The sequence below is a fragment of the Pseudomonas sp. HAR-UPW-AIA-41 genome, from assembly GCF_002304225.1.
In the GTDB taxonomy this organism is placed as follows: Bacteria; Pseudomonadota; Gammaproteobacteria; order Pseudomonadales; family Pseudomonadaceae; genus Aquipseudomonas.
The window spans coordinates 101,187-126,230 of record NZ_NSLB01000003.1; the positions used below are offsets into that span (position 1 = coordinate 101,187).

A 25,044-nucleotide genomic window follows, 5' to 3' on the forward strand; every position below is an offset into this window, starting at 1 on the left:
GGGCCTCCCTGACGCCTCCCCGCAAAAGCCGCTGCTGGTCAGCGGCTTTTCAGCAATTCCACTTCGAATACCAGCGGCGCGTGCGGCGGAATCAGGTCGCCGGCACCTTCTGCGCCATAGGCCTGCGCCGACGGAATCACCAGTTGCCAGCGTGCACCGGCCGGCATCGCCAGCAGCGCAGTGCGCCAGCCGGCAATCAGGCTGTCCAGGCGGAACCATTGCGGCTCCTGGCTTTCGTCGAACAGCGTGCCATCGGCCAGTCGACCGCTGTAGCGCACACTGACCTGCTGATCCGCCGTGGGTTTGGGCCCCTGGCCGGCGCGCAGCTCGCGCCAGAGCACGCCGCCGGGTAGTTCGTGGGTGCCGGGTTTGGCCTTTTCTTTGGCCAGGAAGCGCCGTTCGGCCTGCTGTGCCGGACTGTCATCTGTTGCACTGGCCAGCCGGGCTTCGTGGGCGGCGAGCAGGTCTTCAATCTGCTCTGCCGGCAGATCCAGCTTCTCGCCGCGATATGCCTGCTGCAGGCCTTTGAGCAGAGCCTGCAGCTGCAGTTCCGGCACTTCATCGCGCAGGCGCTCACCCAGGCGCACGCCGAGGCTGTAGGACAACGCTTCGTTATCTTTGGCTTCGGCCAGAACGAGTGATGGCAGGGTCAGGGCGACGAGCAGCAAGGGCAGACAGCGCATGGGGAATCTCCGGCCGGACAGGCCGACGATTATGCCAGTGCGCTGGTGACGGGTGTTGGCGTCGCCACTTCGGGGCGTCTAGTATGGGCGCTTAACCATCGCCAGGAGGCTCATCATGCCGGCCAAGAAGAAGTCAGTGACCACCCCGCTGCATCTGCTCCAGCAACTGTCCCACAGCCTGCTTGAGCACCTTGAGGATGCCTGTGCCAAAGCCCTGGCAGATGCCGAGAAGCTGCTGACCAAGCTGGAAAAACAGCGTGGCAAGGCTCAGACCAAACTGCATGAGGCGCGAAGCAAGCTGGAGCAGGCAGCTGTGGCAGGTAAAGCCAAGGCCCAGGCCAAGGCGAAAAGCGCCATCGCCGAGCTGGAAGAGCTGCTGGAAGCTTTGGCCAAGCGTCAGGGCGAGACCCGCCAGTACATTCAGCAGCTGAAGAAAGATGCCGAGGACAGCCTCAAGCTGGCCCAGGGCGTCGGCAAGGTGCGTGAGGCTGCCGTGAAGGCACTGGGGCTGCGTGAGGCCAAGGCCAAACCGGCCGCCGCCGAGAAGGCTCCGGCCAAGGCAGCGGCAAAACCGGCGGCGCGTAAGCCGGCTGCGACCAAGCCCGCTGCCAAACCGGCCACTGCTGCTGCCAAGGCTCCGGCTAAAGCTGTGGCCAAACCTGCCAGCAAACCGGCAGCCAAGACGGCCAGCAAGCCTGCTGCGGCCAAGCCTGCAGTCGCCAAGAAACCCGCTGCTGCGGCCAAGCCGGCTGTGGCGAAGAAGCCGGTCGCCAGCAAGCCGGCCGCCGCTAAACCCGCAGCCAAAGCACCGGCGGCCAAGCCTGCTGCAAAACCGGCTGCCAAGCCGGCGGTCAAGAAGGCGCCAGCCGCTAAGCCTGCCGCCAAACCGGCAGCGGCCAAGCCGGTAGTGGCGCCTGTTGCCACTCCTGCCGCAGTGCCGGCGGCCGAGGCCAAGCCGCAGGCTTAAGCTTCGTGCAGCGCGCGGCGTAACTGCCGCTGCGCATCCTCCGACTGGGCGGCCTGCGGGCCGCCCAGTGCATTCAGCCAGTCGTCCAGTGTTTCGCCTTGTCCGGTGGGCCAGTGCTCGCTGAGTTGCTGCAGGCGCTCCAGCAGGTAGCGTTCAGCCTGCAGTTCCAGTTGCTTGAGGGTTTCGCGCAGTTCGTGCAACCGGGCGTCCTGCTGCGCGGCCTGGCGCCAGCGCTGACGCTGTTCCCGCAGCGGCGTGATGACATCCTGCTGCCAGGTCCTGGCCTGTTGCTGCAGGGCTTCGGCACGCTCCGGCGTGCAGGCTACGCCGTGTCTGCCCAGCCAGCCGGCGGTCAGCAACAGGCAGACATCCGCGCCCTTGGTCTGCAGTTGCAGGCAGGCGCTTTCCACGCCCGGACGGGCGTAGCGGTCGCAGGCAAAATTCCACAGGTCGCTTGGCATCGCTGGCTCCGTGGCTAGGAGTGGTAGACTGCGCGTTTCGTAGAGAACCCGGAAGCTGGCCATGCGGTGGCCGCCCGGGTCTGTCCATTCTCGCTAAATTGCGCTTTTTCGCCTGTCGCGCTGCTTGCGGCGCGCGCGAGGGAGCGAACAGGCTGTCATGATCAAGATACAGAATCTTACCCTGCAACGCGGCCCGCAACGCCTTCTCGAAGGCGCCGAGCTGACCCTGCATCCCGGCCAGAAAGCCGGTCTGATTGGCGCCAACGGTGCGGGTAAGTCCAGCCTGTTTGCCCTGCTGCGGGGCGAGCTGGAGCCGGATGCCGGCGACTGCCAGCTCCCGCCGGACTGGCGCATCGCCCACATGCGTCAGGAAGTGGATAACCTCGAATGTCTGGCGGTGGACTATGTGCTGGACGGTGATGAAACGCTGCGGCGCATTCAGCAGCAGCTCAGTCAGGCCGAGGAGACGCACGACGGCACCGCCATTGCCCGTCTGCACATCGAGCTGGATAACGCCCAGGGCTATACCGCCGATGCCCGCGCCCGCAAATTGCTGGCCGGTCTGGGTTTTTCCAGCGAGCAGATGGAGCGCCGGGTCGGTGACTTTTCCGGTGGCTGGCGTATGCGCCTGAACCTGGCGCAGGCGCTGATGTGCCCGTCCGACCTGCTACTGCTGGACGAGCCGACCAACCACCTCGATCTCGATGCCATTCTCTGGCTGGAAGGCTGGCTCAAGAGCTACCCCGGCACCCTGCTGCTGATCTCCCACGACCGCGATTTCCTTGATGCGGTGGTCGACCATATCGCGCACCTCGAACAGCAGAAGCTGACGCTGTACCGCGGCGGCTACTCGGCCTTCGAGCGCACCCGCGCCGAGCGTCTGGCGCAACAGCAGCAGGCGTACGACAAGCAGCAGGCGCAGCGCGCGCACATGGAAAAGTACATCGCCCGCTTCAAGGCGCAGGCCACCAAGGCACGCCAGGCGCAGAGCCGGATCAAGGCGCTGGAGCGTCTGGAAGAGTTGGCACCGGCCCATGTCGATTCGCCGTTCGAGTTCAGCTTCCGCGAGGCGGACAAGATTTCCAGCCCGCTGCTCGACCTCAGCGAAGGGCAGCTCGGCTACGGCGACAAGGCGGTGCTGCAGCAGGTCAAACTGCAGCTGGTGCCGGGCGCGCGTATCGGCCTGCTGGGCCCCAACGGGGCGGGCAAGTCGACCCTGATCAAGACCCTGGCCGGCGAGCTGCAACCGCTGGGCGGGCGACTGGCGCGCGGCGAAAACCTGGCCATCGGCTATTTCGCCCAGCATCAGCTTGACGGTCTGGATGCCAAGGCCAGTCCGCTGCTGCACCTGCAGCGCATCGCCCCGGGTGAGCGCGAGCAGACCCTGCGCGATTTTCTCGGTGGCTTCGATTTCCGCGGGCCGCGCTGTGATGAAGTGGTGGTGAATTTCTCCGGTGGTGAGAAGGCGCGTCTGGCCCTCGCCCTGATTGCCTGGCAGAAGCCCAACCTGCTGCTGCTCGACGAGCCGACCAACCACCTCGATCTGGAAATGCGTCTGGCCCTGACCTTGGCTCTGCAGGAATTTGCCGGTGCGGTGCTGGTGGTCTCTCACGATCGTCATCTGCTGAAAAGCACCACCGACGAGTTTCTGCTGATCGCCGATGGCCGCGTGCAGCCCTTCGATGGCGATCTGGATGATTACAGCCGCTGGCTGGTGGACTACCGCGCGCGGCAGGCGGCCAGCAGTTCGCCGGCACCGGCTGCCGGTGCTCCTGACAAGACCGACAAGCGCGCTCAGCGTCAAGCTGCCGCCGCGTTGCGCCAGCAACTGGCGCCGCACAAGAAGGCCGCCGACAAGCTGGAGAAGGAGTTGTCTATCCTGCATGAGCAGCTGGCCCAGGTTGAAGCCAGTCTCGGTGACAGTGCGCTGTACGAGGCCGCGCGCAAGGATGAACTGCGCGACTTGCTGGCCCGTCAGACCCAGCTCAAGAGCCGCGAGGCCGAGCTGGAGGAAGCCTGGATGGCCGCGCTGGAGGAGCTGGAAAGTCTGGAGCAGCAACTGGCCCAGACCGAGTGAAGTGGTGCCGCCGCAGCCCGGGTTTTCCCGGTGCCCGCGGCAGCACTACGCTGAACCCTGGTTGATTGAGGTGGTGATGCCATGAGCCTGGATACCTGGATTGCCTTGTTCATTGCCTGCTGGGTGATCAGCCTGTCGCCGGGCGCCGGTGCGATTGCCTCGATGAGCGCCGGCCTGCAATACGGCTTCTGGCGCGGCTACTGGAATGCTCTCGGCCTGCAGCTGGCCTTGCTGCTGCAGATCGCCATCGTTGCCGCCGGCCTGGGGGCGGTGCTGGCTGCCTCCGAGCTGGCGTTCGGGCTGATCAAGTGGTTCGGCGTGGCTTACCTCGTCTACCTTGGCTGGAAGCAGTGGGTGGCGCCGCCCAGCGAGATAGTTGCCGCCACCGGCGAACGCCCGCTGGGTCGCCCGCTGACGCTGGTGCTGCGCGGTTTTCTGGTCAACGCCAGCAATCCCAAGGCCATCGTCTTCATCCTCGCGGTGCTGCCGCAGTTTCTCGATACCCGCCAGCCGCTCCTTGGCCAGTACCTGCTGATGGCCTTGACCATGGTGGCCGTCGATCTGGTGGTCATGGCCGGCTACACCGGGCTGGCGGCACGGGTGCTGCGGACCCTGCGTGAGCCGCACCAGCAGCGTCTGCTCAACCGCACCTTCGGTGGTCTGTTTATCGCCGCGGCCGGGCTGTTGGCCATGGTTCGCCGCACCGCCTGAGAACCTGCTCAAAGTCTGCTGCGCTTCGGCCATGCTGCGTTGAAATTGGGCTCAGAATGCTCATTTACCGCTCGTAAACTGCGCTTCTTCGCCCAATTTCGCCTTGCCTGTCTCTAGCTCGCGAGACTTTGAACCGGTTCTGATACCGGCCGGGCGGCATTTCGCCGCAGGCCGGCGGGCGCAGGTGGATTGTTGGAACTCTGCAAGAAGAGGACAATCCAACCTGTTCCCATTCTCATTTGGCTGTCGCGAATGAATCCTCTGCGCCGTCTCGCTGTCTTCCTGCTGCCGCTGCTGCTCGCCTGCACGGCTCCCGCCATGGCTCAGGAGGCGTCATCCGCCGCGGCCGCCAAGGCCCTGCATCTGCTGAGTTATCTGGCCGCGGATTACCCGGCCACCGTCTCGGCGGGTGAGATCCGCGACGCCGGCGAGTACCGCGAGCAGCAGGAGTTTGCCAGACTCCTGCCGGCGCTGGTGCAGAGCCTGCCGGCCAGCACGGCTCAGGCCTCTCTGCTCACCGGTCTGGCGCAGCTGGGGCAGGCCATCGAGCAGCGTCAGGACGGCGCCGCGGTCAGCCTGCAGGCGCGCAGTCTGGCTCAGCAGCTGGCCAAGGCCTACGCGGTCAGCCAGAGCCCGGTTATCACCCCGGATGCCCGGCGCGGCGCCCAGCTGTTCGCCCAGCAGTGCAGCGTTTGCCACGGCGTTGGCGGTCAGGGTGATGGCCCGGCCAGCATCGGTATGCAGCCGGCACCGACCAACCTGACCAATACCGCGCGGCTGGATCAACTTAGCCTGTATGACCTGTTCAACACCCTGACACTGGGTGTGGACGGTACCGATATGGCCGCCTTCGCCGATCAGCTGGATGAGCGCCAGCGCTGGGATCTGGCCGTCTATGTTGCCAGCCTCAGCGTGCCGGCGGGTAGCCCCGCCCCGGCCTCGACATTCAGCCTGCAGCAGCTCAGCGGCCTGACGCCGGCGGCGATTGCGGCTAGCGAGGGAGCCGGGCAGGCCGCCGCCTTCCGTGCGGCGCGGGCACAGCCACAGTTGCCGCAGCGTTCCTCGACGCAACTGATCGAGTTCACCCGCGAGACCCTGCAGGCCAGCCTGAAGGCCTATCGCGAGGGTGCCAGCGAGCAGGCCTACGACCTGTCCGTGGCGGCCTATCTGGAAGGCTTCGAACTGGTCGAAGGGGCGCTGAACAATGTCGACCCGGCCCAGCGAAAACGCACCGAACAGGCCCTGATGGCCTACCGTCAGGCCCTGCAGGAGCAACTGCCGGCCAGCGAGGCCGAGGTGCGCCTGCAGGCGGCGGGCGAGCAGTTGCAGCGCTGTGTCGAGGTTCTCGGTAGCGATGGCCTGAGTCAGTCGCTGAGCTTCTTCTCCAGCCTGCTGATCCTGCTGCGCGAGGGGTTGGAGGCGATTCTGGTGCTGGCGGCCATCCTCGCCTTCCTCAACAAGACCGGTCAGCAGCATGCAACCCGCAGTGTGCACCTCGGCTGGGGCCTGGCGCTGGTCGCCGGCTTCGTCACCTGGGCGGTGGCGGCCCTGCTGCTGGACATCAGCGGCGCCCAGCGCGAGCTGCTGGAAGGCGGCACGGCGCTGTTCGCCAGTGTGATGCTGCTGTGGCTCGGGGTGTGGATGCATGGCCGGCGTCAGGCCGATGCCTGGCAGGCCTACCTGCGCCAGTCGATGCTGGGTAGTGGCGGTCGTTTCGGTTTCGCCCTGCTGGCCTTCATCGCGGTGTACCGCGAGCTGTTCGAGGTCATCCTGTTCTATGAAACCCTCTGGCTGCAGGCCGGCGCTGCGGGGCAGCCCTGGGTGATCGCCGGTGCGCTGGCTGCACTGGTGCTATTGCTCGGTCTGGCCTGGGTCATTCTGCGCGGCGCGGCGCGGCTGCCGCTGGGTGCCTTCTTCAGCGCCAATGCGCTGCTGATGTGCGCGCTGGCCGTGGTGTTCGCCGGGCATGGCGTGGCCGCCCTGCAGGAGGCCGGGCGCCTGCCGCTGGCGCCGGTGCCGTTCTTCGAACTGGACTGGCTGGGCGTGCATCCGGATGCCTACGGGCTGGCCGCGCAGGGGCTGGTGCTGGCCCTGATCGCGCTGTTCTACGGGCGTGACTGGTGGCGTAGCCGCCAGCTGCGCCCGGCCGTGGAGGGCTGACCGGTGCGGGTGTGGATCGATGCCGATGCCTGCCCGCGTCTGGCCCGTGATCAGGTGGTCAAGTTCGCCCTCAAGCGGGGGTTCGAGGTGGTGCTGGTGGCGGGGCAGGCCGTGGCACGGCCCAACTTCGCCTGCGTCCGGCTGATCGTGGTGCCCAGCGGCCCGGATGCGGCCGACGACCATCTGGTCGAACACGCCGAGCCCGGCGATCTGGTGATCTGCAGCGATGTGCCGCTGGCCGACCGTCTGGTGAAGAAGGGTGTGGCCGCCCTCGATCCCCGTGGCCGCGAGTTCGACGAGCGCAACATGGGCGAGCGGCTTGCGGTGCGTAATCTGTTTACCGACCTGCGCGAACAGGGGCAGGTGGGTGGCGGTCAGGCGGCCTGTGGCGAGAAGGACCGTCAGGCCTTTGCCAATGCGCTCGACCGTCTGCTGACCCGCCTTTTGCGCTAACCCGTCAGATAGGTGCCGGTACCGACGGCGACCAGGGTGCCGTCTTCGCTGTGCAGCTCGCTGCGTACCACCGCCACCTTGTTGCCGGAACGCAGCAGCACGGCGGTGGCGGTGAAACGCTGGCCGCGGCCGGGGCGCAGGTAGTCGACGCGCAGGTCGATGGTACCGAGCTTGGACAGCCGCGTCATGCGCTCCTGACTGGACAGGTGCTGGTGCTTGTCGAAGGCACCGATCAGCGCCATGGCGCCGCCGCAGACATCCAGCAGGGTCGAGATCACCCCGCCGTGGAGAATGCCCTGGACGAAGTTGCCGATCAGCTCGGGCTTCATCGGCAGGTGCATGGTGACCCGTTCGGCACTCAGCTCATCCAGCTCGATGCCCAGCAGCCGGTTGAACGGAATGCGCTCGAAGAAGCTGGCGACAGCCGCGCGCAGCTCGTCGGTGAGAACGAAGGGGGGATGGCTCATGACGCGGCTCCGGATCCGTGGACGGTTCTGCACGCTGCCGCAATTGCCTGCTGGCGACCAGAGGCGCGGCGCTTGTGCCCGCGACTCTGGCCGGATGGCGGCAGGATTTTCCCGCGCCGGGCTCAGCCCGGGGTGTGGCTGAGTTCCAGCACGGCATCGACCAGCTTGTTGATGCCGGCCGCCGCCTGGCTGATCGACTGGGCCAGCATGTAGGCCGGGGTGGTGACCAGCTTGTGCTGGGTGTCGATGACGATGTCATCCACGGCGCATTCGGCATGCACGGCGCCCATGGCTGTCATGGCCTGGGCGGTTTCGTGGTCGGTGCCGATGGTGCAGGTGACGCCGGCGCCGAAGATCCTGGCTGCCAGTGCCGGGGCGATGCAGATCAGGCCGACCGGCTTGCCGGCCTTGACGAAGGCCTGGGTGGCGGCCAGTACATCGGGCTGCACCGTGCAGCGTGCGCCGAGCAGAGCGAAGTCGGAGAGGTTCTTGGCCACGCCGAAGCCGCCCGGCAGGATCACCGCGTCGAAATCGGCGACGTGCAGCTCGTGCAGGTCCTTGATGTTGCCGCGGGCGATGCGCGCCGACTCTTCCAGCACGTTGCGCTGCTGGTCCATCTCGTCGCCGCGGTAGTGGTCGATCACATGCATCTGCGGGATGTTCGGGGCAAAGCACTGCACCTGGGCGCCACGTTGATCGAGGCGCAGCAGGGTGAGCACGCTTTCGTGGATTTCGGCGCCGTCATATACGCCGCAACCGGAGAGGATCACCGCGACTTTCTGCTTCATTGCTAACTCCTGAATTCAGCGGCCCGCAGGCCATGGCTTATGGCATCCGTTTTACCCGCTGGCGGGGGCAGGCGTCGAGTCTGAGTTTGTCGCCAAATGCCGCTCGACCTGTCATCCGCCGCTGCCTGTACCTTGTGGCCGGGCGACTAGGATGAACAGGAAGCCCTTGAGTGGGTATGGCATTGAGGCATGGCGGCGGTATGAATTACGTTCTGTATGCGATTCCCTTCTTCTTTCTGCTGATTGCGCTGGAGCTGGTCGTCGATCATTGGCGCGGTGTGCGCACCTATCGCCTGGCGGATGCGATCAACAGTCTCAGCGCCGGCGTGCTGTCCCAGGCCCTGGGCCTGCTGACCAAGGCGCTGGGCATTCTGGTGTACGCGGTGGCGTTCGAGCAGCTGGCGCTGTTCCGGCTGGATGCCAATGAACTCTGGGTGTGGCTGCTGGCGTTCGTCTTCTACGACTTCTGCTACTACTGGAACCACCGCATCGGCCACGAGCGCAATGTGTTCTGGGCGTCCCACGTGGTGCATCACCAGAGCGAGGAGTACAACCTCTCCACCGCCCTGCGCCAGACCAGCACCGGCTTCCTGTTGAGCTGGATCTTCTACCTGCCCATGGCGCTGGCCGGCGTGCCGCCGCTGGTGTTCCTCACGGTGGCGGCGCTGAACCTGCTCTACCAGTTCTGGGTGCATACGCGGCATATCCCCAAGCTCGGCTGGTTCGAGTGGGTCTTCGTTTCACCCTCCAATCACCGTGTGCACCACGCGCAGAATCCGGTCTACATGGACCGCAACTACGGCGGCGTATTCATCATCTGGGACCGGCTGTTCGGCACCTTCCAGGAAGAACTGGACGAAGAGCCGGTTATCTTCGGTGTGACCACGCCGCTGGCCAGCTGGAACCCGCTGTGGGCCAATGTGCAGTTCTATGTGCAGCTGTGGCGTGATGCCGTGCGGGCCGGCTCCTGGTGGGACAAGCTGCGCATCTGGTTCATGCCCACCGGCTGGCGCCCGGCCGATGTGGCGGCGCAGTACCCGCTGGCCAAGCCCGATCTGGCCAGCTTCCGCAAGTTCGAGGTGCCGCTGGGGCGCGGCCGCCAGTGCTATGCCGCGTTGCAGTTCGCCGTCTATGTGCTGGGTACCACGGGCCTGCTGATGCAGGCGCCGCAGGCGTCTTATGCGGCCCTGATGATCGGCTGTGGCTGGGTAGCCTACGGGCTGTATGCCATCGGCATGTGGCTGGAGAACCGGCCCAGCGCGACTGCACTGGAGTGGCTGCGCCTGTTGCTCAATGCGCCGTTGCTGGCAGCGGCGCTGGCGCTTGGCCTGGTGCCGGCGGGCGTGGCCGTCTGGCCGTGGCTGGCCGGTTACAGCCTGCTCAGCGCTGCCGGCCTGCTGTGGCTGAGTCGCGAGCCGGCGGAGGGGGTTGCAGCCTGACTCAGCCGCTGAAGCGGCTGGTCAGTACCTGCAGGCGTTGCGCCAGGGCGTTGAGTTCGCGGCTGTCCTGTTCCAGTTCGCTGGCGTCCAGAGCGGCCTGCTCGGCGACCTGCTGCACGCCTTGCAGGTGCTGCTGCACTTCGCTGGCCACGGCTGATTGCTCGTGGGTGGCCGCGGCGATCAGCTCGTTCATGCGGGTGATGCTGGCGATCTCCTCGGCGGCATTGGCCAGCAGACTTGCCGTGCTCTGGGTTTCGCCGACGCAGCGGGTCACGCTCTGGCGGCTCTGCTGCATGGCGCTGGCGGCCTGGCGGCTGCCCTGCTGCAGGCGGCCGATGATGTCCTGAATTTCCGCCGTCGAGCTGGCGGTCTTCTGTGCCAGATTGCGTACCTCGTCGGCCACCACGGCAAAGCCACGGCCCTGTTCTCCGGCGCGGGCAGCCTCGATGGCGGCGTTGAGGGCCAGTAGGTTGGTCTGTTCGGCAATGGCGCGGATCACGTCCAGTACCTTGCCGATCTGCTCCGACTGGCTGGCCAGCGACTGCACTTCCTGATCGGTGCCGTCGATGTGCTGGGCCAGGCGCTCGATTTCACCGTTGGCCACGCCCAGCGCCTGATTGCCCTGACTGGCGCGCTGATTGGCCTGCTGGGCGTTCTGTGCGGCACTGTCGGCATGCTGGGCAACTTCGCTGACGGCACTGCTCATCTGCTGCATGGCGGTGGAGATGTAGGCCGCTTCGTTCTGCTGGCGCTGGCTGCCCTGGCTGAGGTCCTGGGTCGCGCTGGCAACCCGGGCGCCCATCTGGGTGAGCTGGCTGGCACCCTGCTGTACCTGGCTGACCAGTTGCGCCAGCTGGTCGAGGAAGGCATTGAAGCGCTTGGCCACGGTGCCCTGCTCACGGCAGCGTGGCTGCAGCGAGACCTTGCCGTCGTCGCTGAGCAGGTTGCCCACGGTATCGAGCAGGTCCGAACTTTCCGCGGCTTCGCGCTGCCCCTGCAGAGCGAGGTAGATGAGGATCGCGCTTTCCACCACCACATACAGGGCATGCAGGAAGATGATGCCCCAGCTGCCATTGCTGACCACATAAACGCCGCTGCCCTGTTGTTGCAGGGAGAAGAACAGCAGGTGATGCACGGCGATCACCGCCGCGGCGGTGACGATCGGCAGCCAGTCACGGTACACGGTGAGGAAGGCAAGTATGACAAAGATGCCGAAGTGCATCTCGGTCATGCCGTGGTTCTGGTTGATGTGCAGCGCGTTCATGACCATGAAGGCGGCGCCCATGCAGGCGCGCAGCAGGCGCTGGCCCGGAATCAGGGCATAGAGCACGCTCATGGCCAGGGCGGTGCCACCGCCGATCACCAGTGCCTGGCCCCAGCTGTCGCTCAGACTGGCGAGAATCAGGGCATAGAGAAACAGCAGCCAGACGACGCCGAGCATCAGCTGGTCGGCTTTTCGATAGAGCTTGTCCATACGACTGGAAAGGGTCATGGCGTACCTCGTGCGACGTGGGGAGCGGGCAGCAGAGTATCGGCAGGCAGCCCGTTCGCTTTACCGGATCAGCCTTTAGTCTAGGCGCTGCTGCAGCTTCAGTCGTTCTGCCAGTCGCAGAAACAGCCCACCGCCAGGTTGTTTGACGCCTGCACCGGGCGGTCGGCGAGCAGGGCTTCGAGGATCGGCTCGATGAAGCTGTTGCTGGAGGTGCACACCGCCCCCGAGCTGTAGGGGCCGAAGTAGGCCAGACGCCCCTGCTTGTCCCAGATGGCCACGGCCGGGCTGGCCGGCAACTGCTCGCTGCCGGGTAGCGTTGCCAGTGCCTGCAGGCCCTTGAGCGGTGCCGGCAGTTCACCCTGAGTACCGGGTTTGCGCACGCTGTAGAAGTCCACGCCGTGTTCGCCAAAGCGCGCCAGCAGTTCGCCCAGATGCTGCTGGTTGCCCACATTGCACGGGCAGGCCGGGTCCCAGAAATGCACCAGGCGCACCGGGCCGGGGCCGCGCAGCTCTCCGGGCAGTTGCAGCAGGCTGCCGTCGAACAGCGCTGTCTGTTCGGTGAAGGGGCGGATGTAACGGGCCTGATACCACCAGAAGGCAGCCGCCATCAGACCGACCCAGAGCAGGGCGAGCAGGCAGGCGAGCAGGGTTTTGCGGCGGGGCATGCGCGGGTCGTCGTCGGTGGCAGGCTTTGAGGTGCGCTAGCTTGCCACGGGCGGCGTCGCAGCAGAATATCGGTAGTCATCTTTGTTGCTGGCGATGCGTTCATGCCCAGTTTCTCGACAACCGGTTTTTCCCTGCCTGCCGCCGGGCCGTTCCAGCCCGAGCGGCTGCAGGCAGCCCTGCGCCCGGTGCTCGGCAGTGACGAGTCCAGCCAGGGGTTACAGGCCTACCGGGCGTTTTATGGCCTGCCGGACACTTTCGAACATCGTCTCGGCCGGATGTCGGTGGGTGGCTACGAGCTGGCTGCCCAGCTGTGGTTGCCGGAGAAACCCCGCGCCACGCTGATACTCCTGCACGGCTATTACGACCATCTCGGCCTTTACGGCCATCTGCTGCGCTGGGCACTGGATATGGGCTTTGCCGTGCTGGGCTGCGACTTGCCGGGGCATGGCCTGTCCAGTGGCGCGCGGGCCAGCATCGGCGAGTTCGCCGAATACCAGACGGTGCTCGACGGGCTGTTCATTCAGGCTGCCGAGCTGCAGCTGCCGGCGCCCTGGCATCTGGCCGGGCAAAGCACCGGCGGAGCGATTCTGCTGGATTACCTGCTGACCGGTGCGCCACGCCCGGAGGAAGGACAGGCCCTGCTGTTCGCCCCGCTGGTGCGGCCGCGCGCCTGGCGCTGGTCGCTACTCAGCTACCGTTTGATGCGACCTTTTGCCGAGTCCATCCCGCGGCGTTTCTACGCCAATTCCCATGATGCCGAGTTCATTGATTTCGTGCAGAACCGCGACCCCCTGCAGCCGCAGCATCTGCCGACCGCGTGGGTCGGCGCGCTGTCACGCTGGATTCCGCATATCGAGGCGGCGCCACGCAGCGAGCGGCGGCCTCTGGTGGTGCAGGGTCAGGGCGACATGACGGTGGACTGGCGGCATAACCTGAGCGTGCTGCAGGCCAAGTTCGATCAGCCCGAACTGATCATCCTGCCCGAAGCGCGTCATCATCTGGTCAACGAGCGTGCCGACCTGCGCCGTTACTACTTCGATCGCCTGAGTCAGCGGCTCGCTTAGAGTCTGTTCAAAGTCTCGCGAGCTAGAGTCAAGCAAGGCGAAATTGGGCGAAGAAGCGCAGTTTACGAGCGGTAAATGAGCATTCTGAGCCCGATTTCAACGCAGCATGGCCGACGCGCAGCAGCCTTTGAGCAGGCTCTTAGAGCCCGGCCGACTGCACCGGCCCCTGCAGAGCGGCCTTCACCGCAGCCAGGGCGGCGCGGTAGTAGTCGCGGCCGGCGGGGGACTGGGCGAAGCTGACGAACTCTTCCAGTTCGGCGTCGGACAGCTGGCGATAGACATACAGCAGGGTGTTGTCCAGATCACCGTCGATCTGCGCCTGCAGATGCTGGCGCTGGGCATCGAGCATGCCCTGAGCCTGGTCGGCGCCGAGCAGACCGGGGAGCATCTGGCTGAGGCTGTCGGCGGCGACACCGGCCAGCGCCAGGCTGACCTCGGCGCCGGCCTGGCTGGCCGGCAGCGCCTGCGCCAGGTGGCGGATCTGCAGGCGGCGGGTGGCGTCGGCCTCGATGCGTGGCAGACCCTGGCTGTGCTTGGCCAACTGGTCTTTACGGGTGGCCTGCACCTCGGCGGCGATGACCTTGCGCCCGGTGGCGGACTGGAAGAAGGTCAGCGCCGGCTTTGGATCATCGAGGTTGCTGCGCAGAGCGGCCTCGGCGCGCTGCTCCATGCCCTCGGCTGCAAAACGGCGGTTGCTGTTGTTCAGCAGGGTTTCATACAGGGCCGGCGGCAGGCTCGTCTGGTAGCGTTGCTGGGCGGCCTGCAGGGCGTCGCTGAAGTGGCTGCGCTGCTTGGGCCAGCCAGCCGTCTGATACAGCTCTTGCAGCGTATCGGCGAAGGCGGGCAGGGAAAGCAGGGTCAGTACAAACAGCAAACAGGGTCGCATGGTCACTCCGTCTTTAGGTGCCGTCCTGGCCGGCGCGGGTATTGTCTGGCGCGGGTGCCCGGCTTGTCGAGGCCGAGCGGCAAACAGGTAGAATTAGGTTATGGACACTTTCAGCGCATCCCAGTTGCAACAGATCTGCGACGACTTGGCCGGCCCCGGCTGGTCGCTGCAGCCCATGGCCTTGAGCGTCGACTTTGCCCGGGAGCTGGCGGCCGAGTGCCGCCGTCGGGCCGGGCAGGGCGCATTGAAGGCCGCTGGCGTCGGCCGGGCCGGTGGTGCTCAGGTACAGGAAGGCATCCGCGGCGATGCCATCCAGTGGCTGGAGCCTGGCCAGGCGGCGGTCAGCGACCGCTATCTGGCCCTGATGGACAGCTTGCGCGGCGAGTTGAACCGGCAGCTCTATCTGGGGCTGGAGGACTTCGAGTGCCATTTTGCCCTGTATGAGCCCGGCGCCTTCTATCAGAAGCATGTGGATCGTTTTCGCGACGATGACCGGCGTGCGGTGTCGGCCGTGCTCTACCTCAACGAAGCCTGGCTGGCGGAAGAGGGTGGTGCGCTGCGACTGTATCCCGAAGGCGCTGAGCCACAGGATGTGCTGCCGCAGCTGGGCACGCTGGCAGTGTTCCTGTCCGCCAACCTGCCCCACGAAGTGCTGCCGGCGACCCGTGAACGGCTGTCGCTGACCGGCTGGTTCCGCCGCCGCGGACAGGCACCGTTCTAGGTCAGTGACCCCAGACGCGAATAGTGCCGCGGATATTGCTGATGTCGCGAATCTCGAAGGCGCCCAGGGTGCTTGAACCCGGCGCACCCTGATTACCCAGTCCGAGTTCTCCGGCAATACGCAGTCGGATGGTCAGTGGCTGGGTGATGATGCCGTCGGCCAGCAGTTGGTCACTGGTGGTCTTCAGGTCGGGCAGTTGCAGTTGCAGTTTCTTCGTGCCGCCCTGATCAACCACGTCGACCTTGAGGGTCGGAGCGTTTACCAGGCCACTGATGAAGTACAGTTTGGCAGCGCCATAGGCGACACCGACCGGGCAGGCACCGGGCGCCACGCAGCCGTTGTCGATCACCAGATTGCGGATCTGCAGGCTGTTGCCATCATCCTCCCAGGCGACTTTGCCGATCTGGGTCTTGAGGTCGAGGGTCAGGGTGATCCCGGCCTGACCGGTGACGTCGCTTAGGTCCTTATTGTTCAGCGCCTGCAGGGCTGCCTGGGCGTTCAGGCTGAGCAGCGCCGAACAGCAGGTCAGCGCGAGGGTGACTGTTTTGAGCATGGCGGCAATCCGTGGCGAGGTGATGTTGTTTGCGCGGCAGTGTGCGCGCGGCGCTACCGCCTCACTAGGGCGTGCCTGCGGTTCCCGCCGAAGGATGGGCTGTAGCCCTTGTTCCAGAGCGGCTGAAGGTTGGGATTTGGCAGTTTTCTGCGACTAAGGTTGAGCCTTGCCGGCATGCATTCGCGGCGAGTTTGTGATCTTGGGTAAGGCGTCTGTTACATCAGGCCACAAGGGACTTATGGAAAAGATACTGGTCAGTCGCTGCCTGCTCGGGCAGCCGGTGCGTTATGACGGCGGTGCCCATGGCCCGCTGAGTCTGTTGCTGCGCTGGCAGGCAGAAGGGCGGCTGGTGCCTTTGTGCCCTGAGGTGTTCGGCGGCCTGCCGACACCGCGGGCGCCAGCGGAGATTGCCGGTGGGCAGGGGGCGCGGGTGCTGGATGGCGAGCTGGCGGTTCTGACGGTGGAGGGTGCCGATGTCAGCCCGGCATTCCTGGCCGGGGCGCGGGAAGCTCTGCGTCTGTGCGCGGAGCACGGCATTCGTCTGGCCGTGCTCAAGGCGCGCAGCCCTTCCTGCGGCAATCACGAGAATTACGATGGCAGTTTCAGTGGCGTGCGCGTGCCGGGTGAAGGCGTAACGGCGGCGGCCCTGCGTCGTGCCGGGGTTCTCGTGCTCAACGAGGAGGAGCTGGCGCAGGCCGAGTCCTGGCTTGCGCAGCAGGAATCGCAGGCATGAAAAAGGGAGGCCTCGGCCTCCCTTTTCCGTTGCAGCGGGTGCTTAGAACAGCACGCGGCTGCGGATGGTGCCCTTGACGTGCTGCAGCTTCTCCAGCGCCAGATCGGAGTACTCGGCGTCGACGTCGATCACCACGTAGCCAACCTTCTCGTTGGTCTGCAGGAACTGACCACAGATGTTGATGCCGTTGTCGGCGAACACCTTGTTGATCTCGCTCATCACACCCGGAATGTTCTCGTGGATGTGCAGCAGGCGGTGCTTGCCCGGGTGCGCCGGCAGGGCGACTTCCGGGAAGTTGACCGAGGACACCGAGGTACCGTTGTCACTGTACTTGACCAGCTTCTCGGCCACTTCCAGACCGATGTTGGCCTGAGCTTCGGCGGTGGAGCCGCCGATATGCGGAGTCAGAATCACGCGGTCCAGGCCACGCAGCGGGCTTTCGAACTCTTCATCGTTGGACTTCGGCTCGACCGGGAATACGTCGATGGCCGCGCCGATCAGGTGCTCGTCCTTGATCGCGTTGGCCAGGTGGTCCAGCTCGACCACGGTACCGCGGGCCGCGTTGATCAGGATGCCGCCCTTCTTCATGGCGCGGATTTCCTTCTCGCCGATCATCCACTGGGTGGACGGCAGCTCCGGCACGTGCAGGGAGACGATGTCGCACATGCCCAGCAGTTCGTGCAGGTTGCCGATCTGGGTGGCGTTGCCCAGCGGCAGCTTGGTTACCACGTCGTAGAAGAACACCTGCATGCCCAGGGCTTCGGCCAGTACCGAGAGCTGGGTGCCGATGGAACCGTAGCCGACAATGCCGAGCTTCTTGCCACGGATCTCGAAGGAGTTGGCCGCCGACTTGATCCAGCCGCCGCGGTGGCAGGAGGCGTTCTTCTCCGGGATGCCGCGCAGCAGCAGGATGGCCTGGCCCAGAACCAGCTCGGCCACCGAGCGGGTGTTGGAGTAAGGGGCGTTGAACACGGCGATACCGCGCTCGCGGGCTGCATTCAGGTCAACCTGGTTGGTGCCGATGCAGAAGCAGCCGACGGCGACCAGTTTCTTGGCGCAGTCAAAGACCTCGGCGGTCAGCTGGGTGCGCGAGCGGATGCCGATGAAATGAGCGTCGGCGATCTTCTCTTTCAGCTCGTCATCGGACAGGGCGCCCTTGAGGTACTCGATGTTGGTGTAGCCAGCGGCCTTCAGGGTGTCGACAGCGTTCTGGTGCACGCCTTCGAGAAGAAGGAACTTGATCTTGCTCTTGTCGAGAGAGGTCTTGCTCATCGGAGTACCTGTTGTCCCGTGATGTATGGCTGGGAAAGCGGCCAGCAAGCGGCTGGCGCGGGCCGCGAGTCGGGCGCTGGCACGATTCGCGGGGGGCGTATGCTAGCATAGGAGCCCCCCGAAATACCCACCCCTGGCCGATGAAGCGTGCTCAGGGTGACCATGAATACTTTGAGAGTTCCGCGAATGACCAATCCTGCGCTGATCGAAGAGCTGAAGACCCTGGTGGATGCCGGCAAGGTACTCACCGACGCCGACTCGCTGAACGCCTATGGCAAGGATTGGACCAAGCATTTTGCCCCCGCCCCGACCGCCATTGTCTTTCCCAAGACCATCGAGCAGGTGCAGGCCGTGGTGCGCTGGGCCAACCAGCACAAGGTCGCCCTGGTGCCGTCCGGTGGTCGAACCGGCCTGTCCGCCGGTGCCGTCGCCGCCAATGGCGAAGTGGTGGTGGCGTTCGACTACATGAACCAGATTCTGGAATTCAACGAATACGACCGCACCGCCGTGTGCCAGCCGGGCGTGGTGACCAAGCAGCTGCAGCAGTTCGCCGAGGACAAGGGCCTGTACTACCCGGTGGATTTCGCTTCCAGCGGTTCCAGCCAGATTGGTGGCAATATCGGCACCAATGCCGGCGGGATCAAGGTCATTCGCTACGGCATGACCCGCAACTGGGTGGCCGGCCTCAAGGTCGTCACCGGCACCGGCGACCTGCTGGAACTGAACCGCGACCTGATCAAGAACGCCACCGGCTACGACATGCGTCAGCTGTTTATCGGCGCTGAAGGCACTCTGGGCTTTGTTGTCGAGGCCACCATGCGTCTGGATCGCGCGCCGAAGAACCTCACCGCCATGGTGCTCGGCACCCCGGACTTCGATTCGATCATGCCGGTGCTGCACGCCTTCCAGGGCAAGCTCGACCTGACCGCCTTCGAGTTCTTCTCCGACAAGGCGCTGGCCAAGATCATGGCTCGTGGCGACGTGCCGCCGGCTTTCGAGACCGACTGCCCCTTCTATGCCCTGCTGGAGTTCGAGGCAACCACCGAGGAAGTGGCCAATCAGGCCCTGGAAACCTTCGAATACTGCGTCGAGCAGGGCTGGGTGCTGGATGGCGTGATGAGCCAGAGCGAGCAGCAGCTACAGAACCTGTGGAAGCTGCGCGAGTACATCTCCGAGACCATCAGCCACTGGACGCCGTACAAGAACGATATTTCGGTCACCGTGAGCAAGGTGCCGGCGTTCCTCCACGACATCGACCGCATCGTCGGCGAGAACTACCCGGACTTCGAGGTGGTGTGGTTCGGCCACATCGGCGACGGCAACCTGCACCTGAACATTCTCAAGCCGGATAACCTGTCCAAGGACGAGTTCTTCGCCAAGTGCGCGACGGTGAACAAGTGGGTGTTCGAGACCGTGCAGAAGTACAACGGCTCGATCAGCGCCGAGCACGGTGTGGGCATGACCAAGCGCGACTACCTGCACTACAGCCGTTCCGAGGCGGAAATCGCCTACATGAAGGCGGTCAAGGCGGTGTTCGACCCGAACGGCATCATGAACCCCGGCAAAATCTTCCCCGTCTGAAGCTACTGCGGGCTTCGCGCGCCATGCTGCGTTGGCGCAGCCGGGAAAAATGCTCATTGGCACTAGCCAACTCCGCTTTTTCCCGACTCCGCCGCCTAGCCTGACCTTCGCCCGCGACGCTTTAAACTGCGCCCTGCAATTGGAGAAGCCGCAATGAGTTACCAGCACCACTACACCGACGGCACGCCGATCCACTTCCCGCTGGGCAAGGTGGTCTGTGTCGGGCGCAATTACGCCGAGCATGCCGCCGAGCTGAACAATCCGATCCCCACCGAGCCGCTGCTGTTCATCAAGCCGGGCAGCTGCACCGTGGCGCTGGATGACAGCTTCGCCATCCCGCAGGACCGCGGCGCGGTGCATTTCGAGGCGGAGATTGCCGTGCTGATCGGCAAACCGTTGTCCAAGCAGCCTTCCGAGGAGGAGGTGCGCGATGCCATCTCCGGCTATGCCCCGGCACTGGATCTGACCCTGCGTGACGTACAGGCCAAGCTGAAGGAAAAGGGCCTGCCCTGGGAGCTGGCCAAGAGCTTCGACGGCGCCTACGTGCTGGCACCGTTCGTGGCTGCGGATGCTGTGGAGGATGTGCGCGACATCGGCATCCGCCTGTCCATCGACGGCCAGCTGCGTCAGGACGGTAACAGCCGTGACATGCTCAACCCGATCATCGGCCTGATCCAGCACATCGCCGGCCACTTCAGCCTGCAGCCGGGCGACGTGGTGTCCACCGGCACCCCGGCCGGCGTCGGCCCGCTCGCCAGCGGCGAGCAACTGGACATCGAGCTGGTGGGGCTGAGCCGTTTCAGCACCCGCGTGCTGTAAAGACGACTCCGCTCCAGTGAAAAGGCCCGGCAATTGCCGGGCCTTTTTGTTGCGGCGCGTTCAGCGCTGGGTGCTGTCGAAGCCCTGCAGCACGTTGATGGCATTGATGCCGATCTCTTCCACCGCGTAACCACCTTCCATGACGAACAGGGTCTGCAGGCCAAGCCGGCCGATGATTTCACCCATGCGCGTGTAGTCCGGGCTGTCCAGCTTGAACTGGGAGATCGGGTCTTCCTTGAAGGTGTCCACGCCCAGCGACACTACCAGCGCGTCGGCGCCGTAGGCGGCGATCTGCCGACAGGCGGCGGCCAGCGCCAGGCTCCATACCGACCAGTCGCTGCCGGCGGCCAGCGGGTAGTTGAAGTTGAAGCCTTCCCCCACGCCCACACCCTTCTCGTCGGCAAAACCGAGGAAGTACGGGTACTCGAAGCGCGGATCGCCGTGGATCGAGGTGAACAGCACGTCGCCGCGGTCGTAGAAGATGTCCTGGGTGCCGTTGCCGTGGTGGTAGTCGACGTCGAGGATGGCGACCCGGCTGGCGCCCTGGTCGAGCATGGCCTGGGCGGCAATCGCGGCGTTGTTCAGGTAGCAGTAGCCGCCGATGTAGTCGGCGGCGGCATGATGGCCCGGCGGTCGGCACAGGGAGAACACGCCGCGCGCGCCCTTGGCCAGTTCGGCCTGGCCGGTCAGCGCCACGTTGGCCGAGGCGGTGATGGCTTTCCAGGTGCCGGCGGTGATGGGCGCGCCGGCGTCGAAGCTGTAGTAGCCCAGCTTGCCGTCAATGGTGTCGGGTTCGACGTCGCGCAGGCGGCGTACCGGCCAGGTCATCGGCAGCATGTCGTGGCTGCGGCCCAGAGCAGTCCAGTCGCTCCAGGCGTTCTGCAGGAAACGCACAAAACCTTCGCTGTGCACGCGGCGTACCGGGTCGAGGCCGAACTCGCGGGGCGCGGCGATCGGGCCCAGGTTCACCGCCTTGGCGCGGGCCAGCACCATGTCGGCGCGGCTGGGCATCTCGAAGCAGGGTTTGAAGGTGCCATCGATCAGTTCGGCAGCACCGTGGTGCAGGTGATGGTCGTCGCTGTAAATCGTTAGCATGAGGGGCTCCCCGGGCGCGTTCTGCGCCCGTGAATCAGGTCGTCGAGGTTCCCTCCCCCCCCCTTTGTGGGGGAGGGGGCAGGGTGAGGGATTTATTTTTGAGTTTGGTCCAAACCGTGCTGCGCAGCTTCAGCGCCTTCGGCGAGCACAGCTGGAAGGGGCGCAGGCGGTCGAGCTTGTCTTTCGGCGTGTTGATGGCCGGGTCCTCGAACAGCGCCTTGTCCATGAACTGCTCGGCGCCGGCGATGGCGTTGTTGTACTTGGCGAAGTTGGACGCGGCGGCGATGTTTTCCGGCTGCATCATCCAGTTGATGAAGACGTGGGCTTCCTTGACGTTGCTGGCGCCCTTGGGGATGGCAAAGTTGTCGATGAAGGCGCTGATGCCTTCCTTCGGATAGACGTAGACCAGGCTGTCACGCTGCTCCTTGGCGCGGTGGAAGGCACCGTTCCACTGCTGGTGCATGGCCACTTCGCCGGCGGCCATGCGCTCGATGGTGCCGTCGCTGTTGTACATGGCCAGCATGTCCTTCTGCTTGAGCAGCAGGTCCTGAATCTTCTTGGCTTCCTTCGGGTCCTCGGTGCACGCATCGATGCCCAGGTAGCGCGCCGCCGGCGGATAGAGGTCGTCGGCCGAGTTCAGCGCTACCACCTTGCCCTTGAGTTCGGCTGGCGGCTCGAAGAAGGCCTTCCAGCTCTCTTCAACCACGCCGCCTGGAACGGCCTTGGCGTCGTAGCTGTAGCCGGTGGTGCCCCACAGGTAGGGCACGGTGTAGTCGTGGCCCGGGTCGAAGTCGAGGGTCTGGAAGGTCGGCGCCAGGTTCTTCAGGTTGGGCAGCTGGTTCTTGTCGAACTTCTGCAGCAGGTCTTCCTGCACCATGATCTGGATGAAGCTGTCGGACGGCACGATCACGTCGTAGTTGCCGCCGCCGGCCTTGAGCTTGGCCAGCAGGGTTTCGTTGGAGTCGTAGGCATCCAGGGTGGCCTTGATGCCGGTGTCGGCCTCGAACTTCTTCAGCAGCTCCGGCGGGTAGTAGTCCGACCAGTTGGCGAAGTTGAGGGTGCCGGCGGCCTGGGCGGTGCCGGTGAGGCCCATGGCGAGCAGAACGGACAGCGCGAGCGGGGTGCGACGGATCATGGTCTGGCTCCTTGCGTGGGGTGAGGCTCAGCGTTTGCGCTGGCCGATGTAGTAGGACAGTGCGACGAAAGCGATGGAAATCAGGAGCATGATCGTCGAAATGGCATTGATCTTCGGCGAGATGCCCATGCGGATAGAGCTGAAGATGTAGATCGGCAGGGTGGTCGAGCCGGCCCCGGCGACGAAGTAGGTGATGACGAAGTCGTCCATCGAGATGATGAAGGCCAGCATCGCCCCGGAGAGGATGCCCGGCAGCAGCAGCGGGAAGCTGATCCGCCAGAAGGCCCGCCACGGCGAGGCATACAGGTCGGCGGCGGCCTCCAGCAGGCGTGGGTCCATGCCCTGCAGGCGGGCGCGGATCGGCAGGTAGGCGAAGGGCGTGCAGAACACGATGTGGGCAATCAGGATGGTCAGCAGCGACAGCTTCAGGCCGATAAAGGCGAAGAACATCAGGATGGCCACGGCGCAGACGATGTCCGGCACCAGCAGTGGCAGACCGAGCACGCCCTGAATGGCCCCCTGGCCGCGAAAGCGCGTGCCGTGCATGCCCAGCGCGGCGAGGGTGGCCAGGCAGGTGGAGATCAGGGTGGCGAGGGTGGCGACGATCAGTGAGTTCTTCGCCGCACGCAGAATCTCCGCGTCATTGGCCACCACGCTGTACCACTTGAGGCTGAAACCCTGCCACAAGGTGGCCGACTGGCCGCTGTTGAAGCTCAGCGCCACCAGCACCAGGATCGGGATGTAGAGAAAGGCGAAGAACACCCAGGCGGCCGGGCGTACCCCGGTGAAACGCCACAGTGGACCTTGCAGGTTCATACGCGCACCTCCGTGCTGCGGCGCTGGCGCAGGCCGTTGAACAGCAACGCCAGCAGCACCAGGCTGAACAGGGCAAAGGCCAGCGCCGAACCCAGCGGCCAGTTGTGCGCCGAGCCGAACTGCAGCTGCACCAGGTTGCCGATCATCAGCGCCTTACCGCCGCCCAGCAGCTCGGGAATGATGTAGTTGCCCAGCGCCGGAATGAACACCAGCGTGGTGCCGGCTAGCATGCCCGGTAGCGCCAGCGGCAGGATGATCCGCCTGAGGGCCTGGAAACGGTTGGCGCCGAGGTCGAAGGCCGCTTCCACCAGGCGCCAGTCGAGCTTCTCCAGGCTGGTGTAGATCGGCAGCACCATGAACGGCAGGAAGGTATAGAGCAGGCCGATCATCACCGCGGTATTGGTGTAGAGGATGCCCAGCGCACCATCGCCCAGGCCGATCAGGCCGAGGCCGCTGTCGACCAGGCCGCCGTTGCGCAGCAGTAGAATCCAGGCATACACGCGCACCAGCAGGTTGGTCCAGAACGGCACCGTGACCAGAAACAGCAGCAGGTTGCGCTTCTTCTCGCTCTGCAGCGCCAGGTACAGGGCGGTGGGGAAGCCGATCAGCAGGCAGCCCAGGGTGGTCATCACGGCCAGGCCAAGGGAGCGCTGGAAGATGCCCAGGTAGTCGGTGTTGAACACCAGACTGTCGTCCAGGTCGCGCTCATAGAAAAAGTTGATGTAAGCCTCGGGCGAGTACTCGCCCCATTTCACGCCGCCGTAGTCGCCGGGCTGGAGGAAGGACACCAGCAGCATGATGGCCAGCGGGGCGACCAGAAAAACCGCGAGAACCAGCATGCTCGGCGTGATCAGGCCGAGCCGGCGCAGCAGCTGGCGGCGCGCCGCGAGTTGGCGTGGCGTGCTCATTCGGCCAGCACCCGGATGGCGGCGGAGGGCACGTCGATGCGCACCGCATCACCGCGCTTGAGCGGTTGGGCGGCACCCAGCCGGTTCTGCTGGCGCACGCGGAAGCCCGACTGCCCGGCGACCTTGAGCAGGTAGAGGGTATCGGTGCCGATGTACACCACTTCCTCCACTTCTCCCTGCAGATCGCCGTTGTCCTGCAGGCTGATGCGTTCCGGGCGAATGGCCAGTGTCACCGGGCCCGGTGTCGGGCTGACGGCGCTGAGCAACTGGCCGTCGGCCAGGCGCACGCCGCTGGCGAAGGCATCGGCCGTGAGGAAGTTGGTTTCGCCGATGAAGTCGGCCACGGTGCGGTTGACCGGCGCCTCGTATATCTCAGTGGGCGAGCCGACCTGCAGGATGCGCCCCTGGCTCATCACCGCGATGCGGTCGCTCATGGTCAGGGCTTCTTCCTGATCGTGGGTGACGAAGATGAAGGTGATGCCGGTCTCGGCCTGCAGGCGCTTGAGCTCGATCTGCATGTCCTTGCGCAGTTTCATGTCCAGCGCCGACAGGGACTCATCCAGCAGCAGCACCTTGGGCCGGCTGGCCAGCGCGCGGGCCAGGGCTATTCGCTGCTGCTGGCCGCCGGACAGCTGATCGGCGCGGCGGTCGGCCACATGGGGAAGTTTGACCAGCGCCAGCATGCGCTCGACGGTGGCGGCGATCTCGGCCTTGGGCTTGCCCTGCATCTCTAGGCCGAAGCCGATGTTCTGCGCCACCGTCATGTGCGGGAACAGGGCGTAGCTTTGGAATACGGTGTTGACGGGGCGGCGGAACGGCGGCAGGTCCTGCATAGGCTCGCCATACAGGCGGATGATGCCGGCGCTGGGCTGTTCGAAGCCGGCAATCAGGCGCAGCAGGGTGGTCTTGCCACAGCCCGAGGGGCCCAGCAGGGTGAAGAATTCGTTGTCGCGGATTTCCAGCGAGACGTCATCCAGCGCCTTGTGGCCGCTGCCGGGAATGCCGTACTCCATGCTCAGGGATTCGATCGAAATCGCGCTGCTCATCCGCTATTGCTCCCTAACCAATTGTATTTATTGGTTTTTATTCTTGCGCCA

24 protein-coding genes and 1 pseudogene are annotated in these 25,044 nt (G+C 65.2%); 11 read left to right on the top strand and 14 right to left on the bottom strand.

Features of this window, described 5'->3' with window-relative positions:
• Nucleotides 1–38: 38 nt before the first annotated feature.
• Complete coding sequence (locus tag CK486_RS07705; protein WP_095939711.1) at nt 39–683, bottom strand: FKBP-type peptidyl-prolyl cis-trans isomerase; 645 nt, start codon at nt 681–683, stop codon at nt 39–41.
• Between the two features lie 115 nt (nt 684–798).
• On the opposite strand from CK486_RS07705, the gene CK486_RS07710 reads away from it, so the two are divergent.
• Nucleotides 799–1,650, top strand: coding sequence for an AlgP family protein (locus tag CK486_RS07710; protein ID WP_218192094.1), 852 nt, complete (start codon nt 799–801; stop codon nt 1,648–1,650).
• Here CK486_RS07710 and CK486_RS07715 read toward each other — a convergent pair.
• Nucleotides 1,647–2,111, bottom strand: coding sequence for a TIGR02444 family protein (locus CK486_RS07715; RefSeq protein WP_095939712.1), 465 nt, complete (start codon nt 2,109–2,111; stop codon nt 1,647–1,649). The genes CK486_RS07710 and CK486_RS07715 overlap by 4 nt on opposite strands.
• A gap of 157 nt (nt 2,112–2,268) precedes the next feature.
• On the opposite strand from CK486_RS07715, the gene CK486_RS07720 reads away from it, so the two are divergent.
• The 4 genes from CK486_RS07720 to CK486_RS07735 all read left to right on the top strand — a co-directional run bounded on the left by CK486_RS07720 (nt 2,269) and on the right by CK486_RS07735 (nt 7,512).
• Complete coding sequence (locus CK486_RS07720; protein ID WP_095939713.1) at nt 2,269–4,188, top strand: ATP-binding cassette domain-containing protein; 1,920 nt, start codon at nt 2,269–2,271, stop codon at nt 4,186–4,188.
• 81 nt (nt 4,189–4,269) lie between these two features.
• Entirely contained in the window at nt 4,270–4,899 is a 630-nt protein-coding gene (locus tag CK486_RS07725) for a LysE family transporter (protein ID WP_095939714.1), read from the top strand.
• Nucleotides 4,900–5,151: 252 nt separating this feature from the next.
• Nucleotides 5,152–7,059, top strand: coding sequence for a cytochrome c/FTR1 family iron permease (locus CK486_RS07730; RefSeq protein WP_095939715.1), 1,908 nt, complete (start codon nt 5,152–5,154; stop codon nt 7,057–7,059).
• A 3-nt stretch (nt 7,060–7,062) separates the two neighbouring features.
• Nucleotides 7,063–7,512: a YaiI/YqxD family protein gene (locus tag CK486_RS07735; RefSeq protein ID WP_095939716.1), complete on the top strand. Its 450-nt coding sequence runs from the start codon at nt 7,063–7,065 to the stop codon at nt 7,510–7,512.
• Here CK486_RS07735 and CK486_RS07740 read toward each other — a convergent pair.
• The gene (locus tag CK486_RS07740; protein ID WP_095939717.1) at nt 7,509–7,979 is read right to left on the bottom strand and encodes a thioesterase family protein; all 471 of its coding nucleotides are present in this window, start codon (nt 7,977–7,979) and stop codon (nt 7,509–7,511) included. The two genes, CK486_RS07735 and CK486_RS07740, sit on opposite strands and share 4 nt — an antisense overlap.
• Nucleotides 7,980–8,101: 122 nt before the next feature.
• Nucleotides 8,102–8,767 (bottom strand): isoprenoid biosynthesis glyoxalase ElbB, encoded by a 666-nt coding sequence (gene elbB / locus CK486_RS07745; RefSeq protein WP_095939718.1) that lies wholly within the window; start codon nt 8,765–8,767, stop codon nt 8,102–8,104.
• Nucleotides 8,768–8,967: 200 nt separating this feature from the next.
• Between elbB and CK486_RS07750 the strand changes: the two genes are divergently transcribed.
• On the top strand, nt 8,968–10,206 hold the full coding sequence (locus CK486_RS07750) for a sterol desaturase family protein (protein WP_095939719.1): 1,239 nt from the start codon (nt 8,968–8,970) through the stop codon (nt 10,204–10,206).
• 1 nt (nt 10,207) lies between these two features.
• Here the strand turns inward: CK486_RS07750 and CK486_RS07755 are convergent, their stop codons facing one another.
• Together CK486_RS07755 and CK486_RS07760 are read right to left on the bottom strand one after the other, a co-directional pair.
• On the bottom strand, nt 10,208–11,698 hold the full coding sequence (locus tag CK486_RS07755; protein WP_095939720.1) for a methyl-accepting chemotaxis protein: 1,491 nt from the start codon (nt 11,696–11,698) through the stop codon (nt 10,208–10,210).
• 98 nt (nt 11,699–11,796) lie between these two features.
• The gene (locus CK486_RS07760) at nt 11,797–12,363 is read right to left on the bottom strand and encodes a DUF6436 domain-containing protein (RefSeq protein ID WP_095939721.1); all 567 of its coding nucleotides are present in this window, start codon (nt 12,361–12,363) and stop codon (nt 11,797–11,799) included.
• Nucleotides 12,364–12,465: 102 nt separating this feature from the next.
• On the opposite strand from CK486_RS07760, the gene CK486_RS07765 reads away from it, so the two are divergent.
• A complete protein-coding gene (locus CK486_RS07765) occupies nt 12,466–13,428 on the top strand; it encodes an alpha/beta hydrolase (RefSeq protein WP_095939722.1) in 963 nt (320 codons plus the stop codon).
• A 139-nt stretch (nt 13,429–13,567) separates the two neighbouring features.
• Here the strand turns inward: CK486_RS07765 and CK486_RS07770 are convergent, their stop codons facing one another.
• Nucleotides 13,568–14,314 (bottom strand): DUF2059 domain-containing protein, encoded by a 747-nt coding sequence (locus CK486_RS07770; protein WP_095939723.1) that lies wholly within the window; start codon nt 14,312–14,314, stop codon nt 13,568–13,570.
• A gap of 100 nt (nt 14,315–14,414) precedes the next feature.
• On the opposite strand from CK486_RS07770, the gene CK486_RS07775 reads away from it, so the two are divergent.
• Entirely contained in the window at nt 14,415–15,035 is a 621-nt protein-coding gene (locus CK486_RS07775; protein ID WP_095939724.1) for a 2OG-Fe(II) oxygenase, read from the top strand.
• A 1-nt stretch (nt 15,036) separates the two neighbouring features.
• On the opposite strand, the gene CK486_RS07780 is transcribed toward CK486_RS07775, so the two are convergent.
• Nucleotides 15,037–15,588: a DUF6160 family protein gene (locus tag CK486_RS07780; RefSeq protein ID WP_095939725.1), complete on the bottom strand. Its 552-nt coding sequence runs from the start codon at nt 15,586–15,588 to the stop codon at nt 15,037–15,039.
• 238 nt (nt 15,589–15,826) lie between these two features.
• Here CK486_RS07780 and CK486_RS07785 point away from each other — a divergent pair, with 238 nt between their 5' ends.
• Nucleotides 15,827–16,321: a DUF523 domain-containing protein gene (locus CK486_RS07785; protein WP_095939726.1), complete on the top strand. Its 495-nt coding sequence runs from the start codon at nt 15,827–15,829 to the stop codon at nt 16,319–16,321.
• A 42-nt stretch (nt 16,322–16,363) separates the two neighbouring features.
• Here CK486_RS07785 and serA read toward each other — a convergent pair whose 3' ends face one another.
• On the bottom strand, nt 16,364–17,593 hold the full coding sequence (serA, locus tag CK486_RS07790; RefSeq protein WP_095939727.1) for a phosphoglycerate dehydrogenase: 1,230 nt from the start codon (nt 17,591–17,593) through the stop codon (nt 16,364–16,366).
• A gap of 186 nt (nt 17,594–17,779) precedes the next feature.
• Here serA and CK486_RS07795 point away from each other — a divergent pair, with 186 nt between their 5' ends.
• Both CK486_RS07795 and CK486_RS07800 read left to right on the top strand, forming a co-directional pair.
• Nucleotides 17,780–19,174, top strand: coding sequence for an FAD-binding oxidoreductase (locus tag CK486_RS07795; RefSeq protein ID WP_095939728.1), 1,395 nt, complete (start codon nt 17,780–17,782; stop codon nt 19,172–19,174).
• 153 nt (nt 19,175–19,327) lie between these two features.
• Entirely contained in the window at nt 19,328–19,993 is a 666-nt protein-coding gene (locus CK486_RS07800; protein WP_095939729.1) for a fumarylacetoacetate hydrolase family protein, read from the top strand.
• A 60-nt stretch (nt 19,994–20,053) separates the two neighbouring features.
• Here CK486_RS07800 and CK486_RS07805 read toward each other — a convergent pair whose 3' ends face one another.
• From CK486_RS07805 to CK486_RS07825, 5 genes and pseudogenes are all read right to left on the bottom strand, one after another.
• The gene (locus tag CK486_RS07805; RefSeq protein ID WP_095939730.1) at nt 20,054–21,088 is read right to left on the bottom strand and encodes a histone deacetylase family protein; all 1,035 of its coding nucleotides are present in this window, start codon (nt 21,086–21,088) and stop codon (nt 20,054–20,056) included.
• 97 nt (nt 21,089–21,185) lie between these two features.
• A pseudogene (locus tag CK486_RS07810) lies at nt 21,186–22,223 on the bottom strand (extracellular solute-binding protein); the annotation flags it as partial.
• A gap of 27 nt (nt 22,224–22,250) precedes the next feature.
• Nucleotides 22,251–23,039 carry an ABC transporter permease gene (locus CK486_RS07815; RefSeq protein WP_095939732.1) on the bottom strand — a complete coding sequence of 263 codons (789 nt, stop codon included), beginning with the start codon at nt 23,037–23,039 and terminating at the stop codon, nt 22,251–22,253.
• Nucleotides 23,036–23,947, bottom strand: a complete 912-nt coding sequence (locus CK486_RS07820; RefSeq protein WP_095939733.1) for an ABC transporter permease — start codon at nt 23,945–23,947, stop codon at nt 23,036–23,038. Before CK486_RS07820 ends, CK486_RS07815 begins: the two co-directional genes overlap by 4 nt.
• Complete coding sequence (locus CK486_RS07825) at nt 23,944–24,993, bottom strand: ABC transporter ATP-binding protein (protein WP_095939734.1); 1,050 nt, start codon at nt 24,991–24,993, stop codon at nt 23,944–23,946. The genes CK486_RS07820 and CK486_RS07825 overlap by 4 nt, the downstream gene beginning before the upstream one ends.
• Nucleotides 24,994–25,044: the final 51 nt, after the last annotated feature.

Coding starts and splice junctions, on each gene's coding strand:
- CK486_RS07705 (WP_095939711.1), bottom strand. CDS start 683: ATGCGCTGTCTGCCCTTGCTGCTCGTCGCCCTGACCCTGCCATCACTC.
- CK486_RS07710 (WP_218192094.1), top strand. CDS start 799: ATGCCGGCCAAGAAGAAGTCAGTGACCACCCCGCTGCATCTGCTCCAG.
- CK486_RS07715 (WP_095939712.1), bottom strand. CDS start 2,111: ATGCCAAGCGACCTGTGGAATTTTGCCTGCGACCGCTACGCCCGTCCG.
- CK486_RS07720 (WP_095939713.1), top strand. CDS start 2,269: ATGATCAAGATACAGAATCTTACCCTGCAACGCGGCCCGCAACGCCTT.
- CK486_RS07725 (WP_095939714.1), top strand. CDS start 4,270: ATGAGCCTGGATACCTGGATTGCCTTGTTCATTGCCTGCTGGGTGATC.
- CK486_RS07730 (WP_095939715.1), top strand. CDS start 5,152: ATGAATCCTCTGCGCCGTCTCGCTGTCTTCCTGCTGCCGCTGCTGCTC.
- CK486_RS07740 (WP_095939717.1), bottom strand. CDS start 7,979: ATGAGCCATCCCCCCTTCGTTCTCACCGACGAGCTGCGCGCGGCTGTC.
- elbB (WP_095939718.1), bottom strand. CDS start 8,767: ATGAAGCAGAAAGTCGCGGTGATCCTCTCCGGTTGCGGCGTATATGAC.
- CK486_RS07750 (WP_095939719.1), top strand. CDS start 8,968: ATGAATTACGTTCTGTATGCGATTCCCTTCTTCTTTCTGCTGATTGCG.
- CK486_RS07755 (WP_095939720.1), bottom strand. CDS start 11,698: ATGACCCTTTCCAGTCGTATGGACAAGCTCTATCGAAAAGCCGACCAG.
- CK486_RS07760 (WP_095939721.1), bottom strand. CDS start 12,363: ATGCCCCGCCGCAAAACCCTGCTCGCCTGCCTGCTCGCCCTGCTCTGG.
- CK486_RS07765 (WP_095939722.1), top strand. CDS start 12,466: ATGCCCAGTTTCTCGACAACCGGTTTTTCCCTGCCTGCCGCCGGGCCG.
- CK486_RS07770 (WP_095939723.1), bottom strand. CDS start 14,314: ATGCGACCCTGTTTGCTGTTTGTACTGACCCTGCTTTCCCTGCCCGCC.
- CK486_RS07775 (WP_095939724.1), top strand. CDS start 14,415: ATGGACACTTTCAGCGCATCCCAGTTGCAACAGATCTGCGACGACTTG.
- CK486_RS07780 (WP_095939725.1), bottom strand. CDS start 15,588: ATGCTCAAAACAGTCACCCTCGCGCTGACCTGCTGTTCGGCGCTGCTC.
- CK486_RS07785 (WP_095939726.1), top strand. CDS start 15,827: ATGGAAAAGATACTGGTCAGTCGCTGCCTGCTCGGGCAGCCGGTGCGT.
- serA (WP_095939727.1), bottom strand. CDS start 17,593: ATGAGCAAGACCTCTCTCGACAAGAGCAAGATCAAGTTCCTTCTTCTC.
- CK486_RS07795 (WP_095939728.1), top strand. CDS start 17,780: ATGACCAATCCTGCGCTGATCGAAGAGCTGAAGACCCTGGTGGATGCC.
- CK486_RS07800 (WP_095939729.1), top strand. CDS start 19,328: ATGAGTTACCAGCACCACTACACCGACGGCACGCCGATCCACTTCCCG.
- CK486_RS07805 (WP_095939730.1), bottom strand. CDS start 21,088: ATGCTAACGATTTACAGCGACGACCATCACCTGCACCACGGTGCTGCC.
- CK486_RS07815 (WP_095939732.1), bottom strand. CDS start 23,039: ATGAACCTGCAAGGTCCACTGTGGCGTTTCACCGGGGTACGCCCGGCC.
- CK486_RS07820 (WP_095939733.1), bottom strand. CDS start 23,947: ATGAGCACGCCACGCCAACTCGCGGCGCGCCGCCAGCTGCTGCGCCGG.
- CK486_RS07825 (WP_095939734.1), bottom strand. CDS start 24,993: ATGAGCAGCGCGATTTCGATCGAATCCCTGAGCATGGAGTACGGCATT.